The sequence below is a fragment of the Corynebacterium sp. genome, assembly GCF_052107835.1.
Taxonomy (GTDB): Bacteria; Actinomycetota; Actinomycetes; order Mycobacteriales; family Mycobacteriaceae; genus Corynebacterium.
Genome location: NZ_JBQEDF010000072.1, coordinates 1 through 13,622, shown reverse-complemented (window position 1 = coordinate 13,622; position 13,622 = coordinate 1). Strand labels below are relative to the sequence as shown.

Annotated in this window: 12 protein-coding genes; 4 read left to right on the top strand and 8 right to left on the bottom strand. The window is 66.6% G+C overall.

From position 1 onward, the window contains the following. On the bottom strand, positions 1-2,789 hold a 2,789-nt coding region (locus ACTIL2_RS14055; RefSeq protein WP_442338097.1), incomplete at its 3' end, for an FAD-binding and (Fe-S)-binding domain-containing protein. Between the two features lie 91 nt (positions 2,790-2,880). Here ACTIL2_RS14055 and ACTIL2_RS14050 point away from each other — a divergent pair. After that, a complete protein-coding gene (locus ACTIL2_RS14050) occupies positions 2,881-3,579 on the top strand; it encodes a GntR family transcriptional regulator (RefSeq protein ID WP_442338096.1) in 699 nt (232 codons plus the stop codon). 27 nt (positions 3,580-3,606) lie between these two features. Here ACTIL2_RS14050 and ACTIL2_RS14045 read toward each other — a convergent pair whose 3' ends face one another. The 3 genes from ACTIL2_RS14045 to ACTIL2_RS14035 form a co-directional block, all read right to left on the bottom strand. After that, a complete protein-coding gene (locus ACTIL2_RS14045; RefSeq protein ID WP_442338095.1) occupies positions 3,607-3,843 on the bottom strand; it encodes a hypothetical protein in 237 nt (78 codons plus the stop codon). Between the two features lie 21 nt (positions 3,844-3,864). Next, positions 3,865-5,214, bottom strand: a complete 1,350-nt coding sequence (locus ACTIL2_RS14040) for a TRAP transporter large permease subunit (protein WP_442338094.1) — start codon at positions 5,212-5,214, stop codon at positions 3,865-3,867. Positions 5,215-5,620: 406 nt separating this feature from the next. Beyond that, entirely contained in the window at positions 5,621-6,586 is a 966-nt protein-coding gene (locus ACTIL2_RS14035; protein WP_442338093.1) for an alpha/beta hydrolase, read from the bottom strand. Between the two features lie 177 nt (positions 6,587-6,763). Here ACTIL2_RS14035 and ACTIL2_RS14030 point away from each other — a divergent pair, with 177 nt between their 5' ends. Continuing rightward, complete coding sequence (locus tag ACTIL2_RS14030) at positions 6,764-7,450, top strand: hypothetical protein (protein ID WP_442338092.1); 687 nt, start codon at positions 6,764-6,766, stop codon at positions 7,448-7,450. Here the strand turns inward: ACTIL2_RS14030 and ACTIL2_RS14025 are convergent. Together ACTIL2_RS14025 and ACTIL2_RS14020 are read right to left on the bottom strand one after the other, a co-directional pair. After that, positions 7,395-8,450, bottom strand: coding sequence for an alpha/beta hydrolase (locus ACTIL2_RS14025; RefSeq protein WP_442338091.1), 1,056 nt, complete (start codon positions 8,448-8,450; stop codon positions 7,395-7,397). The two genes, ACTIL2_RS14030 and ACTIL2_RS14025, sit on opposite strands and share 56 nt — an antisense overlap. Continuing rightward, positions 8,447-9,547 (bottom strand): alpha/beta hydrolase-fold protein, encoded by a 1,101-nt coding sequence (locus ACTIL2_RS14020; RefSeq protein WP_442338090.1) that lies wholly within the window; start codon positions 9,545-9,547, stop codon positions 8,447-8,449. The genes ACTIL2_RS14025 and ACTIL2_RS14020 overlap by 4 nt, the downstream gene beginning before the upstream one ends. A 211-nt stretch (positions 9,548-9,758) precedes the next feature. On the opposite strand from ACTIL2_RS14020, the gene ACTIL2_RS14015 reads away from it, so the two are divergent. Then, entirely contained in the window at positions 9,759-11,207 is a 1,449-nt protein-coding gene (locus tag ACTIL2_RS14015) for a lipase family protein (protein ID WP_442338089.1), read from the top strand. Here the strand turns inward: ACTIL2_RS14015 and ACTIL2_RS14010 are convergent. Next, positions 11,204-11,884: a metal-dependent transcriptional regulator gene (locus ACTIL2_RS14010; protein WP_442338088.1), complete on the bottom strand. Its 681-nt coding sequence runs from the start codon at positions 11,882-11,884 to the stop codon at positions 11,204-11,206. The genes ACTIL2_RS14015 and ACTIL2_RS14010 overlap by 4 nt on opposite strands. 278 nt (positions 11,885-12,162) lie before the next feature. Here ACTIL2_RS14010 and ACTIL2_RS14005 point away from each other — a divergent pair, with 278 nt between their 5' ends. Beyond that, positions 12,163-12,651, top strand: coding sequence for a hypothetical protein (locus ACTIL2_RS14005; RefSeq protein ID WP_442338087.1), 489 nt, complete (start codon positions 12,163-12,165; stop codon positions 12,649-12,651). A gap of 33 nt (positions 12,652-12,684) precedes the next feature. Here ACTIL2_RS14005 and ACTIL2_RS14000 read toward each other — a convergent pair. Further along, a partial coding sequence (locus tag ACTIL2_RS14000; RefSeq protein WP_442338086.1) for a cytochrome c oxidase subunit I occupies positions 12,685-13,622 on the bottom strand: 938 nt, incomplete at its 5' end.

The following is a 13,622-nucleotide window of genomic DNA, read 5'->3' as shown; positions in this document are numbered from 1 at the left end:
GCGATGACCTCGCCCGTGGTCTCACGAACCTTCGGGAACAGCTCGCGCTCACCCAGGGCCATCGACATCTCCCCGTGGCCCTTCTCGAAGCCCCAGTTGCCCGCCAGGCCACAGCAGCCGGTCTCGATCTGTTCCTCGGACACACCCAGCGCCGCCAGCAGGGACGACGAATCAGAGGGATCACCCAGGGACCGCTCATGGCAGTGCACCTGCGTCAACGCCGTCGTGTCGCCCGGGACGATCTCGCCGGCCTCCACCATCTCCTTGATCACCGGTGCCACCAACGCCTCGAACGACAGCGTCGCCCGGGACAGCCGGGCCACATCCGGATCATCCGACAGCTCCGTGACCTCCTCGGACAGCATCACCGTGCACGACGGTTCCAGACCCACCACGGGCAGCCCACGGTCGAGGTACGGGTGCATGACCTTCGCCGTGTGGGACAGCACCTTCTGCGTCATCCCCAACTGGCCGGTGGAGTGCCAGGTCAGCCCGCAGCACACGAAGCCGTCCGGAATCTCCACGGTGAAGCCCAGCGCCTCCAGCACCTCCACCGCGGCCTGTGCGGGGCCGGTCCCCAGCGAGGAGTTGAAGGAGTCCGGCCACAGCACCACGGTCCCGCGGTCGACAGTGCCCCGTCTTTCGCCCGACTGCGCCGAACCGTCCGAACGTCCCTTGAACCACTTCTGCAGGGACTTGTGCGCGAAATTGATCAACGGACGCGAGGTATCCAGCCCACCCAGCTTCGCCATCAGCGTCGAGATGCCCGGCGCGTGCATCGCGGCGTCCACCACCCGCGGCAGCACCGGGACCTTGTGCGCCACATGCCCCAGCAGCGGCAACCAGCCCATCAGGTAGTGGGCCATGGGACGGATCCTGCCCTTGTAGTGCTCGTTGAGGAATTCCGCCTTGTACGTGGCCATGTCCACGTTCACCGGACATTCCGAGGCGCACGCCTTGCAGGACAGGCACAGGTCCAGCGCCTCCTCGACCTCCTTGGACTTGTAGCCGTCCGCCACAGACTCGCCACGGAACATCTCCGAGAGGATCCGCGCGCGACCGCGGGTGGAATGGACCTCGTCCCCGGTGATCTGGAACGACGGGCACATCCCGCCATCGTCGCTGCGGCACGCGGACACTCCCACGCACCGGTTCACCGCGTTGACGAAATCACCCTTGTCCTTGCTGAACTTGTGGACCGGCGTGATCTCGATCTGCCGCTGATTCGAGTCCATGCGCAGACCCTCGGTGACCTCGTCCGGCCACACCAGCACACCGGGGTTGAACACCCGGTCGGGGTCGAAAACCAGCTTGAACTGCTGGAACAGCCCCAGCATCTCCGGCGAGTACATCTCCGTCATCAGGCTGGAGCGTGCCCGGCCGTCGCCGTGCTCCCCGGACAGGCTCCCGCCGTAGGACGCCACCAGCGCCGCGGCCTCCTCCATGAACGACCGGAACGCGGCGACTCCTTCGTCGCTCTGGAAGTCGAAGCTGATGCGGACATGCACGCACCCTTCACCGAAGTGCCCGAAGGGGATCCCCCGCAGGCCGTAGCGGTCCATCAGAGCGTAGAGGTCCCGCAGGTAGGACGCCAGGTTCTGCGGCGGGACGGCGGAATCCTCCCAGTTCGGCCACGCTTCCCCACCGTCCGGCAGGCGGGTCACGGTGCCTGCGGAGGACTCACGGATCCTCCACAGTGACCGCATCTCCGCGGCGTCGGTCACCACGGCCGTGTCGATGGTCTCGACAGTGGCGGCGACCTGTTCGGCAACCTCCTGCGCCACCTCCATCGTGTCGCCGACCGTCTCGCAGTACAGCCATCCGCCGGCGGCCATACCCTTGCGGATGCCGGGAAGGTTCGAGCCAGCATTGGCCTGCCCCTGCTTGCTGCGTAGGGCATCCAGAAGATCCCCACCCATCCCCTCGATCGTGGTGACCCCCGGGAGACGCAGGGCAGCCGCGGCCTCCGCAGCACCGTACACGGTCTCGAACGCGAGGACGCTCAGGGCCTTCACGGCGGGCACCGGCACCAGCTTCACGGTGAGCCGGGTGATGATGCCGATCGTCCCCTCCGAACCGGCGATCGCCTTCGCCATGTCGTGGGCCAGGTAGTGCAGCCCGTAGCCGGAGACCTGGCGGGGGAAACGTCCGAGTTCCTTCCCGATGATCTCCGCATTCTCTTCGTGGAGGGTGCGGAGCTGGGCGTCGATCTCCGAGTCATCGCAGCCCTCCGCAGTAACCGTGACCTCACGGCCGTCCGCCAACATCAGTGTGATGTCGACGAGGTTCTGGGCAGCCGTTCCGTAGGCCACGGAATGTGAACCGCAGGCATTGTTGGCGACCATGCCACCAACGGTGCAGCGGGAGTGCGTGGACGGGTCGGGCCCGTAGGTCAGGCCGTGAACCCCGGCGGCAGCGCGGAGATCATCGCAGATCACCCCGGGCTCGACCACGGCCTCGCGGGCCTGGGGGTCGATCGACAGAATCCGGTTGAAATGCGTCGAGGTGTCGATGACGAGCCCGTTCCCGATGGCGTTACCCGCCACGGAGGAGCCACCCCCGCGTCCGACGATCGACCATCCCTTGTCCCGGGCGGTACGTACTGCCCGGCGGACGCCCTCAATGCTGTCCGGTTCCACGACACCGCGGGGCACGCGCCGGAAAATCCCGGCGTCCGAGCTGTACGCGGCGCGGGTGGTCATGTCCGTCCGGATCTCCGCACGTGGCGCCCGCGCGTAGGACGCCGGGTCCAGGCGCTGGGCCCGCGAGGACTGCAGGGGCGTGGACATGGGACGGCTCCTTTTCGCACGGGGACAGCTTCTCTGTCGTTGTCAGTAACATGTTACACGACAATGGCTCTGACCATGCAATAATGCACGCATGAAGCAGTCCCCGTCCCTCACCGTCCAGGTCATGGATCACGTGAGAGAAGCCGTGATTGACGGCAGAATGCCTCCTGGCTCCTGGCACAGTGTGTACCAGCTCAGCGACCAGCTCGGGATTTCCCGCTCGCCTGTACGGGATGCCCTACTGCGGCTCGAAGAGGCTGGTCTCGTGGAGTTCGCCAGGAACCGCGGCTTCCGGATCGTGGAGACCACCGCCAACGACGTCGCGGAGATCTTCGCCATCCGGCTCGGCATCGAGCCCGTCGCCGCATTCCGCGCGGCACTGGACCGCACGGACGAACAGGTAGCGGAGGCGGACAGCCTCGTCGCGAAGATGGGGCACTGCGCCAACGAGCAGAACGAGGAGGGGTTCTTCACCCACGACCGTGCCCTGCACCGCCTGATCATGACCACCGGCGCCACCCTCCGTGGCGCCGACCTGGTCGACCGGCTCCGCGTGCACACCCGCATTCTCGGGGCATCCACGGCCGGGACCTCCCGTTCCTTCCAGGACATCATTGATGAGCATCAGCCCATCGTCGAGGCTGTCCGCCGTGGCAGCGCAGAGATCGCCCGGGCATCCATGCGCGAACACCTCACCATCACCGGCAAACTCCTGCTGCGCCAGTCCATGCCGGACCTTCCCGGGGACGAGGTGGAACGCATGTGGGACCACTACACGCGGGGCGTGTAGATCCCTGACGCCCGGGGTGGTGCACCGCTAGGACCGGGACTTGTCCTCGGGCTTGTACCGCAGCACGAAAGCACAGACACCGCACAGCGTCGCACTCGAGAAGGCCCAGGGGCCCGCCACCTCGGACACGGTGACCACCGTCGACTCATTGAGGGCGATAACGCCCGCCAACTGGCCTCCGACGATCACCAGACCACCCAGGAGCAGGCTGGCAAGGAATATCCAGAACAGCACTTCCACGATCCGGAACAGGGAATTCATCATCTCTTCTGTCCTCTCTTCTTCTTAGGACGGTACGTAGATCGGAAGGATCTCCATGCCCACGAGCCAGGCCAGCACCATCATCGGCAGCACGAAATACAGGGCGAGGGGAATGAACATCTTGATTGGTTTCGCGTCCGCCATGCCGGCGGCCAGGAAGAGCGGAGCACCCATCGGTGGGGAAGCACCCTCGGTCGCGGTGCACATCAGCACCACGATGATGGCCAGCACCGGATCCAGGCCCACCGAGGTCAGTGCGGCGATCGCCGGGGCACCGATCGCCGCGGCCGTTGCCGTCGACGAGAGTGGGGTGGCGACGATGACCACCACGATGATCACGATCAGCAGCATCACCCATTTGCCCAGGTTCATGCCGGTCAGCCAGTCCGCGAGCTGGTCACCGACTCCCAGGTCCTCCATCACGCTCGCCGCGGCCAGGGAAGCGAACAGCGAGATTCCCACGGTGGAGAACTGCTTCGCCTCCCCCCGGATGCTCTTCATGAAGGCCGACACGTCCCGGCGGATCGTACTGAAGCCCTCCATCACCGCGATCAGGGTGATGAGGATCGGTACCCAGACGATGATCGAGATCGAACCGATGCCGTCCTCGCCCACCCGACCGGCTTCGGCGAGCCAGTTGGACAGCGGTCCGATGGTCAACAGGACGGGGATCAGAATGCCGAAGAAGATCAGCGGCGACTTCCAGCCTTCGCGGACGGCCTGACCGAAGGGCTCACGGTCCTCGATCGGTGTCGGCGGGATCCTGAGCCGCCGCGTCCACAGGTAGACGACGCCCAGCCGGTAGAGAACCGCGTAAATTCCGGCGGTGAGCAGCGCGATGTACACGTTGGACGAGGAAGCCCCGGCCGACACTGGTAGGGCGATGAGGATGAACATCGTGGAGTTCGGCGGGAGCGCGACTCCGAGTCCGGAGTTGCCGGCAACGAGGGACGCGGCGTGCGCTTTGGGCCATCCGGTCTGCTTCATCCAGGGGATGGTCACCGAGCCCACCGTCGCCGCATTGCCCGCGGTGTTCCCCGCGACCATGCCGATCATCGCCGACCCGAGGGTGGAGACATAGGCCGCGCCGCCCCGGAGTCGCCCAAATACCGAGTTCAGGATGGCGATCAGCCGGTTGATGAGACCGGTGGCCTGGACGACCACGCCCATGAAGACGAACGCGACTCCGGCGTAGGTCACATCCGATTGGGCGGCGGTGGTCACTCCGTCCAGCAGGAGCCGTGGTGCGTCCGTACCTCCCAGCAGGGCTGCAGCCAGCAACGCCAGGAGCAGCGCCTCGGCGATGTCGCGTTTCAGCACGACATTCACGGCAACCGTCACCAGAATGAACAGCACCAGTGCGGCGATACCCATATGAGCTCCTCTACTTCATGCTCCAAAAGTGATGGAGAGCACATTAACATGTCACGTGCCAGATGAAGCAAAACTGCTGAGCCCAACGGTGACCTGAGTCACCCCCACCTATCCCCCCTCCCCTCACACAGTTCCCGTCACTGCATCCCCCGCATACCCGCCTACTTCACCACCGGTTCTCGCCACTGCGAACAGTCACTGTAGGTCAGTGACACCGTCAGAGAACTACGGTGACCGATCACTGACGCCGAACCGTCCCCGCGCACTCAGTTCCCCACTCACCAACGACACCCACAACAGCATCGCGGCACCCAGAGTTGGTCTGACCCCCATCAGACCGACCCTGGGTGCCGCGATGCCGCGATGCTCCGCCCAGTGCCCAGCTCAGCAGCGGGAGGAACGGAGCCTAGATCCGGTCCATGAACCGGTACATGTTGCCGTGCTCGAAGGACGCGCGGCGCCAGGTGTCCCAGGCATGCGAGCCGATGATGTCGTAGTTGAACTCGATGTTGTCCTTGCCCGCCAGTGCGGCACGGGCCTGGAACTCCGCGGTCATCACCATCGTCCCGGCCTCGAACGGACCGCCCTTCACCACGGTAGCGATCGGGTCCGGGCCCAGGTCGCCGCCGAAGTTCGTGATCCCGGTCGACGCACTGACGATCACCGGCATGTTCAGGTTGTCGATGTTCAGCGTCGGGTTGTTCTCCACCCGGCGGCCCTCATTGGCCCACGGGATCTCGTCGTGCCCGCTGTTCACCATGGACGTCCCGTCGATCACCGCACGCTGCACCGGCATCCCGGGATCGTACAGCCCGCTCAGCGCGTACACCGAGCTGTAGATGTCCGGGTGCTTCGACGCCAGGTTCATCGCGCCGTACGCGCCGGAGCTCAGGCCGGTCACGCCGGTGGATCCGCGGCCTCCATTGGGCACGCCGAAGGCCTGCTCCAGGTAGCCGGGCAGTTCCTGGCTCATGAAGGTCTCGAACTGTGCGGCGGGCACGCCGTCCCAGTCCTGTACCCAGCTCCACGGGTCCATCGCCGGGAAGACCAGCGTCGCGTCCTCCCCCGCCATGGCCTCGAGCGCGCCGCCGGCGGTGACCCAGCCGTTGGTCTCCCCGGAGTTCGCGCCGTCGATGAACTGCGCGACCTTCGGGTTCCCGGGTGTCTGCGCGGGGCGCACGATCACCTCGAAATCGCGGTCCATCGACGGCGAGAACACCTGGCACTTCAGCGCCCCGTCGCGGTACGGGTCACAGCCCGGGGGATCCGCTGCAGCGGTCGGCGCGGCCACCAGGGACGCGCCGAGCCCCACGGCGGCGGCAAGTGCGGTCAGTATTTTTCTTGAATGCGTCTGCTTCTTACGGTGTTTCACGGTTCTCGGTTCCTCCTGTTCCTGGGGAACCGTAACAAAATTGTGACCTTCGGGGCGAGGGGAAAGCCACGATTCACAGCAAACGGCCACATCATCAGCCACAGCTGTACACATACGATGACATGCGATAACACGAGCCACAGCGATTCGTCCGGCATCCTCCTACACTGGGGAGCCATGAAGTTCCGCGCAATCGACCTGCCCGTGAACGACCCCGACCGGTGGACCACCTGGATGTCCTCCACGCTCGGTCTCCCCTCCGCCGGCCACACCGTCACGCTCGGTTGGACCCAGCTGTCCTTCGTGCAGGACGCGGCCGCCGACCGGGACACCTCCCGCGGCCACCACCTGGCCTTCGCCATCCCCGCCGGCACCGTGAAGGACGCCGGGGCCTGGACCGTCGAGGTCACCGGCACCCCCCTACTCCGGGCGGAGGATCCGGACGGCGGCGGCACCACCTCCGTCATCGACCGCGGAGGCAACTGGCCGAGCCGGTCGATCTACTTCGCCGGCCCGGAGAACTCGGTGCTGGAACTCATCGAGCACACCGAACGTCCGACCGGGGGTGACAGCGTGGAGAGCTTCCCCGGCCAGTTCCTCGGCGTCGCCGAGGTCGGGCTCGGTGTCGCCGATGTGGCCGTGGCCTCCTCCGAGATCGAGGAGAACGACGACCTGCCCTATGGCTTCGGCGACCCGGGCCGCAGAGTCATCGCGGCGTTCGGTGACATCGACGGCGCGGTCATCCTGGCCCGCGACGACCGCCCGTGGTTCCCCACCGACAGTGGTCACACCGACAGCGTGCTCCCGGTCACGAGCCCTCCGACGATCCGGACGAACCCGACGAACCACCCGAGTCCGTTGTAGAACCAGATCCGGTCACGTCCGATCCCACCGGACCGCCCGGCAGGTCTCCCCCGCCGTCGATGCGGTCCAGGAACGTCTTCACGTTGCCCTGCTCGAAGGCAGCGCGCTCCCAGGTGTCCCAGGTGTGCGCGCCGACGGAATCGTAGCGGAACTCGATGTTGTCCCTCCCCGCCAGCGCCGCCCGTGTCTGGAACTCCTTGGTGAAGATGAACGAGCCTGCCTCGTACACGGTGCCGTTGAGAATCGTCGCGATGGCGTCCGGCCCCAGGTCGCCCGCGAGATTCGGGACGCCACTCGCGGCGGACACCAGCACCGGCATCGTCAGATTGTCGATGTTCAGCGTGGGGTTGTTCTCCGCCACCGAGTCGTCGTTCGTCCACGGTCCGCGGCCGTAGTCGCTTCGGTCGGTGGAGGTCGAGTCGATCACGAAACGCTGCACAGGAGCACCCGGGTCGTAGATGCCGCTCATCGCGTACACGGAGCTGTACAGGTCAGGGTGCTTGGACGCCAGGTTCATCGCACCGTAGCCACCGGAGCTCAGACCCGTGACACCGGTGGAACCGCGTCCACCGTCGGGCACGTCGAAGCCCTCCTCGATGAAGTCGGGCAGTTCGGACGTCATGAAGGTCTCGTACTTCACCTCGTCCTGCTCGTCCCAGTCCAGCGACCAGGTGAAGCCGTCCATCGAGGGGAAGACCAGCGTGTAGTCCTCCTCGGCGAGCTCGTCCAGCGCGTCCGCGCCGGTCACCCACGTATTCACTGAGGTGGAGTTCGCGCCGTCGATGAACTGGGCGACGTTCGGGTTGCCCTCGGTCAGCGCCGGACGCACGATCACCGGGATGTCACGGTCCATCGCCGCGGAATGCACCTGGCAGCGGTAGGCGTCCGTGCTGCCGAACTCCTCGCACTCCGCTGGCGGAGTCGTCTGGGCGGCAGCCGGGGTGATGGTCGCCGCCGCGACCGCCGCCGCGGTCAGGACCGGCAGGATACCGCGCCTCATGACGATGCCCCCGGTCCGCTCGACACGCTCGAGCCGCTGGTGCTGCCCGAACTACCCGATGACGAACCGTCCGTCCCGCCCGGGTTGGACGGGTCGTCCATGGCGTCGAAGAACCGCTCCACCCCGCCGTCGTCCAGCGCGGCCCGGATCCAGGTGTCCCAGTCGTGCGCACCGATGATGTCGTAGCGGTACTGGAAGTTGTCCATACCCTTCAGGGTGGTCTGCGCCTCGAGCTCGCGGGTGAAGACCATCGACCCGAACTCGTAGGGGGCTCCCTCGGTGATCACCGCCACCGGGTCCGGACCCAGGTTGTTGAGGTTCGGGATGCCACTCGCCGAGTTGACGAGCACCGGCATCGTCAGGTTGTCCAGGTTCAGGGTGGGGTTGTTCTCGGCGACACTCTCGTCGGAGTCCCACGGACCCTCGCCGTAGTCGCTGCGCTCGCGGGACGTGTAGTCCACCACGAAGTTCTGCAGCGGCTTGCCCGGGTCGTAGAGCCCGCTGAGCGCCCAGACCGCGTTGTACTGGTCGGGGTACTTCGCGGCGAGGTTCATCGCGCCGTACGCACCGGAGCTCAGGCCGGCGATGCCGGTGGTGCCGCGTCCTCCGTCGGGAATGTCGAAGGATTCCTCCAGGTAGGCGGGCAGCTCCTCGGCGACGAAGGTCTCGAACTGGACATCGTCGAGGCTGTCGTAGTCCTGGGTCCACGTCCAGGAGTCCATGACGGGGTAGACGAAGGTCTTGTCCTCGTCGGGGAACTCCTCGTGCGTCTTGAGGGTGCTGAGCCAGCCGTTGGAGCCGCTGTTGTTCGCGCCGTCCAGGAACGTGGCGACGTCCGGGTTGTCTGGCGTCAGCGACGGCCTGACCAGCACCGATATCTCGCGGTCCATGGCATCGGAGTGGGTGGAGCATCGCAGGGCGTCCGTCTGGCCGATCTGTTCGCAGCCGTCCGGGGTGATGCGTGGTTCTGCGGCGGCGGTTCCGGCGGTGAGGCCGGTGGGCACGGTCAGCGCCGCGAGGGTGAGTGCCGTGGTGCAGGACGCGGCGAGTGTTTTCCGGGTGTTCGTGCCGGGGCGGTTTTTTCTGGGCTTCTTCATGGTGAGGGTCCTGGAGGAAGTTGGTGTTACGGGAGAGGTCTCTGGTTCTTGTGGTGCAGGAGGGTCGCAAGTGGTAAATGTGACTCACGCCACTTCTGCCGCCTTCCTGACTCTACGGGACCCGCCGCGCACCGCAACCGCTTCGGCGGATCCCCTGCAGGATCCGGGTCATTTCCACCCGGGAATATTATTCCCGGAATACTATGTACCCATGACCCGCACCTCACGGCTCCGCGCCATCCCCCTCGCCACCCTCCTGGCCACCGCCCTCGCCGTGGCCGGCGTGACCGCACCGGCCGCAGGGGCGCAGTCCAGCAGCGTCCACGACCCCTCCTTCGGGATCAGGGCACCCCTGCCCGGGCTCGGACACGACACCTCCACCGGGGAACTCAGCCCGCAGACCGAGGCCGTCGGGGACTTCTGGGAGGGGGTGCGCCCCCTCATGGCGCACGAGAACGTCAACGACGACCCCGCGTTCTACACCGCGCCGGAGGACGTGAACCTCCAGGAAACCGCACCCGGCACCGTCCTGCGCGAACGGACACTCGACTACCACGTCGCCACCATCCCCACTCCGCTGAAGGTCACCCAGCTGCTCTACGCCACCACCAACGTGCGCGGGGAGATCGAGGCCAACGCCACCTCGGTGATCCACCCACCCGGAGGCTCCGACGGCAATGTGGTGTCCTACCAGTCGATCTACGACTCCTCGAACCCGGCCGACAATCCGTCCCGCGCCATCGCCGGCAACCTGAGCCTCGGCAGCCTGCTGCCCGCCGTCGAAACCGCGATCGTCGCCCCCGCCCTGCTCGCCGGACACCCCGTCGTCCTCGCCGACACCGAGGGCGCGGACGTCAACTTCGCCGCGGGCCCCGGCTACGGCTACGCCACGCTGGACTCACTGCGTGCGGCGACGACCGCGGCGTCCTCCCCGGTGAAGGAGTCGGACGACATCGGCCTGCTCGGCTACTCCGGCGGCTCGATCGCCAGCAACTGGGCGGCGATCCATCTCAAGGAGTACGCGCCCGAGCTCGAGGACCGTGTGATCGGCGTGGCGCAGGGCGGCATGCTGATCAACCCGGTGAGCAACCTGGAGTACGCCGGGGACGGGATCATCTGGTCCGGCGTGGTCGGCCTGGCCCTGGCCGCACTGGTCAAGGCCTACGACATCGACGTCGACGACTACCTCACCGAGTACGGCCGCAAGGCGCTGGACGACATGTCCGAGCTGTCCATCGTCGAGGCGATGGCCCGCTACCCGGGCCTGACCTGGTCGCAGATCGCCAAGCCGGAGTACCCGACCCCGCAGGACGTCCCCGAGGTCAAGACCGTCATCGAGGACATCAACATGGGCAACTGGTCCAGCCCGACCGTCCCGATGTTCATCTTCCAGGGGGCGGGCGGCTTCATCGAGGGCACCCCGGCGCACGGGGAGCACGGCCCGGGCGACGGCATCATGGTCTCCCGCGACGTCCGCACGATCGTGCGCCAGTACTGCGAGGCCGGTGCCCCGATCGAGTACCGCGAGTACCCGTACGCCAGCCACGTCATCGCCGGGGCACCATGGCTCATCGAGGGTTACCTGTGGCTGGAGGGCCGCTTCAACGGCAAGCCCGCCACCAACAACTGCGACACCGTGCCGCGGGGCAACGAGCTCTAGGCTTTCCGCACCTTCACCGCCGAGGCGACCGCCTCCGGCAGGTCGAGGACACGGCCGTCGACGTCCACGGTGACCGTCCCGACCTGGGGCATCCGCGCAATCAACCGGATGTCCGCCCGGAACACGATCCCGTGCCCGGCGAGGTAGCGGACGACGGCCGGGTCACTGTCGCGGACCCGGGCGACCCGCCAGGTGGCGGCGTCCTCCAGGGGCATGTCCAGCAGCCCAATGGTCCGCTTCCCCGGCATCACGCCGTCCGCGTCCGGGATCGGATCGCCGTGCGGGTCGAAGGACGGCTGGCCCACCGCGATGAACATCTGCTCCAGCACCCGTGGCGACACGGCGTGCTCCAGCCGGTCGGCCTCGTCGTGGACCTCGTCCGGACGGAGGTCGAGCTTCTCGGCGAGGTAGGTCTCGATGATGCGCCGGCGCCGCAGCACGCCGAGCGCGACGCCGCGTCCGGTGTCGGTCAGGCTGAACCGGCCGTAAGGCTCGTAGTCCAGGAATCCCTCGCGGGCAAGCTTCTTCAGCGTCGCCGAGACGGTGGACGCGGTGACCCCCAGCAGGGCGGCGAGGTCACTCGTGGTGGCGGTGTCGTCCCACTCCCCCGATTTGAAGACGGCGGTGAGGTAGTCCTCGAACACCGGTGACACCTGTGGAGCAACTGTTTCCGACACCTGCGTGCACCAACCTCTCGTGGATATCCCCGGTCCACTTCACCGTCCGGTGACCGGAAAGTCAATGGTGGGCGGCAAAGCGGCGATACCCCCTCCGGCGTTCACCCCCATTATGGAAACATCCGCACATTTTCCTCGACCCCGGTGGGTACGGCCCCTACACTCGTGGGCGTTGCAGGCCCTGACTCTCCGAAGAGCCCCGGCACCCTCCCCACCGGAGGAACTCCGCCGGCGGGCCGGCAAACGACAACTTGTCCCCTCACGAGTAAGGATCCACCATGCGCAACACGCGCCGCACCACCCTCACCCGAGTCGGCATCGCCGCCGTCGCCCTGACCCCCGCCCTGGCCTTCGCCCCGGCCGCCGTCGCCGATGAGGCGGGGGACGCACCCGCCGGTTCCATCTCCAGCTCCGACGACACCGGGACCCCGGCTGAGCCCGAGGAGCCCGGCGACGACGAGAACGGCGGGGACCTGCCGGAGGACGGCACCGAGGGCTCACTGCCCGAGGACGTCAGCCTCGAGGACATCGCCTCCTCCCTGGCCGAGGCCGACTGGGAGCGCATCGCGACGGTTCTCGCCAACCTCACTGCGGGCAATGTCTCCCCGAGCACCGTCCTCGACATCATCGACCTGGCCAACGGTGGCGACCAGACCGTCGGCGACGTCATCGGATCGGTCGCCGGCAGCCTCGGCGTCGAGGACGGTTCCTCCGACGCCTTCGGCTCCGCCGTCTCCGACGTCACCGGTTCCTCCTTCGGCTCCTGACCCGCACGGACACGCCCTTTTCCCGGAGCCGTCCTAGAAGTGCCATCCCACGTGCGCTTCCTCGCGCGCGGTCTTGACCATGTGCGGGTAGTGCAGCTCGAAGGCGGGACGCTCCGAACGAACCTTCGGCAGCGCGGTGAAATTGTGCTGCGGGGGTGGGCAGGACGTCGCCCACTCCAGCGAGTTGCCGTAGCCCCACGGGTCGTCGACGGTGACTACCTCGCCGTAGCGCCAGGACTTGAAGACGTTCCAGATGAACGGCAGCACGGAGACCCCCAGTGTCAGCGCGCCGATCGTGGAGACCTGGTTGAGCAGGGTGAAACCGTCACTGTCGAGGTAGTCGGCGTAGCGCCGCGGCATACCCATGTTGCCCAGCCAGTGCTGCACCAGGAAGGTCATGTGGAAGCCGATGAAGGTCAGCCAGAAATGCCACTTGCCGAGCCGGTTGTCCAGCATGCGGCCTGTCATCTTCGGGAACCAGAAGTAGATCCCCGCGTACGCCGAGAACACCACGGTCCCGAACAGTGTGTAGTGGAAGTGGGCCACCACGAAATAGGTGTCCGACAGGTGGAAATCCAGCGACGGTGACGCCAGCATCACACCGGTCAGGCCACCGAAGAGGAACGTGGCGAAGAATCCGAGGGCGAAGACCATCGGCGTCTCGAACGTCAGTCTTCCCTTCCACATCGTGCCCAACCAGTTGAAGAACTTCATGCCCGTCGGCACGGCGATCAGGAAGGTCATCATCGAGAAGAACGGCAGCAGGACGGAACCGGTGACGAACATGTGGTGCGCCCACACCGCCAGCGACAGGGCCGCCACCGCGAGGCTGGCGAAGATCAGCCCGATGTAGCCGAAGACCGGCTTACGGCTGAACACGGGGAAGATCTCCGAGACGATCCCCCAGAACGGTAGTGCCAGGACGTAGACCTCGGGGTGCCCGAAGAACCAGAACAGGTGCTGCCACAGGA

What these genes read in the sequence shown, in the direction of transcription:
- ACTIL2_RS14050 (WP_442338096.1), top strand. Translation starts at nt 2,881, where the DNA reads ATGAAGCAGTCCCCGTCCCTCACCGTCCAGGTCATGGATCACGTGAGA.
- ACTIL2_RS14045 (WP_442338095.1), bottom strand. Translation starts at nt 3,843, where the DNA reads ATGATGAATTCCCTGTTCCGGATCGTGGAAGTGCTGTTCTGGATATTC.
- ACTIL2_RS14040 (WP_442338094.1), bottom strand. Translation starts at nt 5,214, where the DNA reads ATGGGTATCGCCGCACTGGTGCTGTTCATTCTGGTGACGGTTGCCGTG.
- ACTIL2_RS14030 (WP_442338092.1), top strand. Translation starts at nt 6,764, where the DNA reads ATGAAGTTCCGCGCAATCGACCTGCCCGTGAACGACCCCGACCGGTGG.
- ACTIL2_RS14025 (WP_442338091.1), bottom strand. Translation starts at nt 8,450, where the DNA reads ATGAGGCGCGGTATCCTGCCGGTCCTGACCGCGGCGGCGGTCGCGGCG.
- ACTIL2_RS14020 (WP_442338090.1), bottom strand. Translation starts at nt 9,547, where the DNA reads ATGAAGAAGCCCAGAAAAAACCGCCCCGGCACGAACACCCGGAAAACA.
- ACTIL2_RS14015 (WP_442338089.1), top strand. Translation starts at nt 9,759, where the DNA reads ATGACCCGCACCTCACGGCTCCGCGCCATCCCCCTCGCCACCCTCCTG.
- ACTIL2_RS14005 (WP_442338087.1), top strand. Translation starts at nt 12,163, where the DNA reads ATGCGCAACACGCGCCGCACCACCCTCACCCGAGTCGGCATCGCCGCC.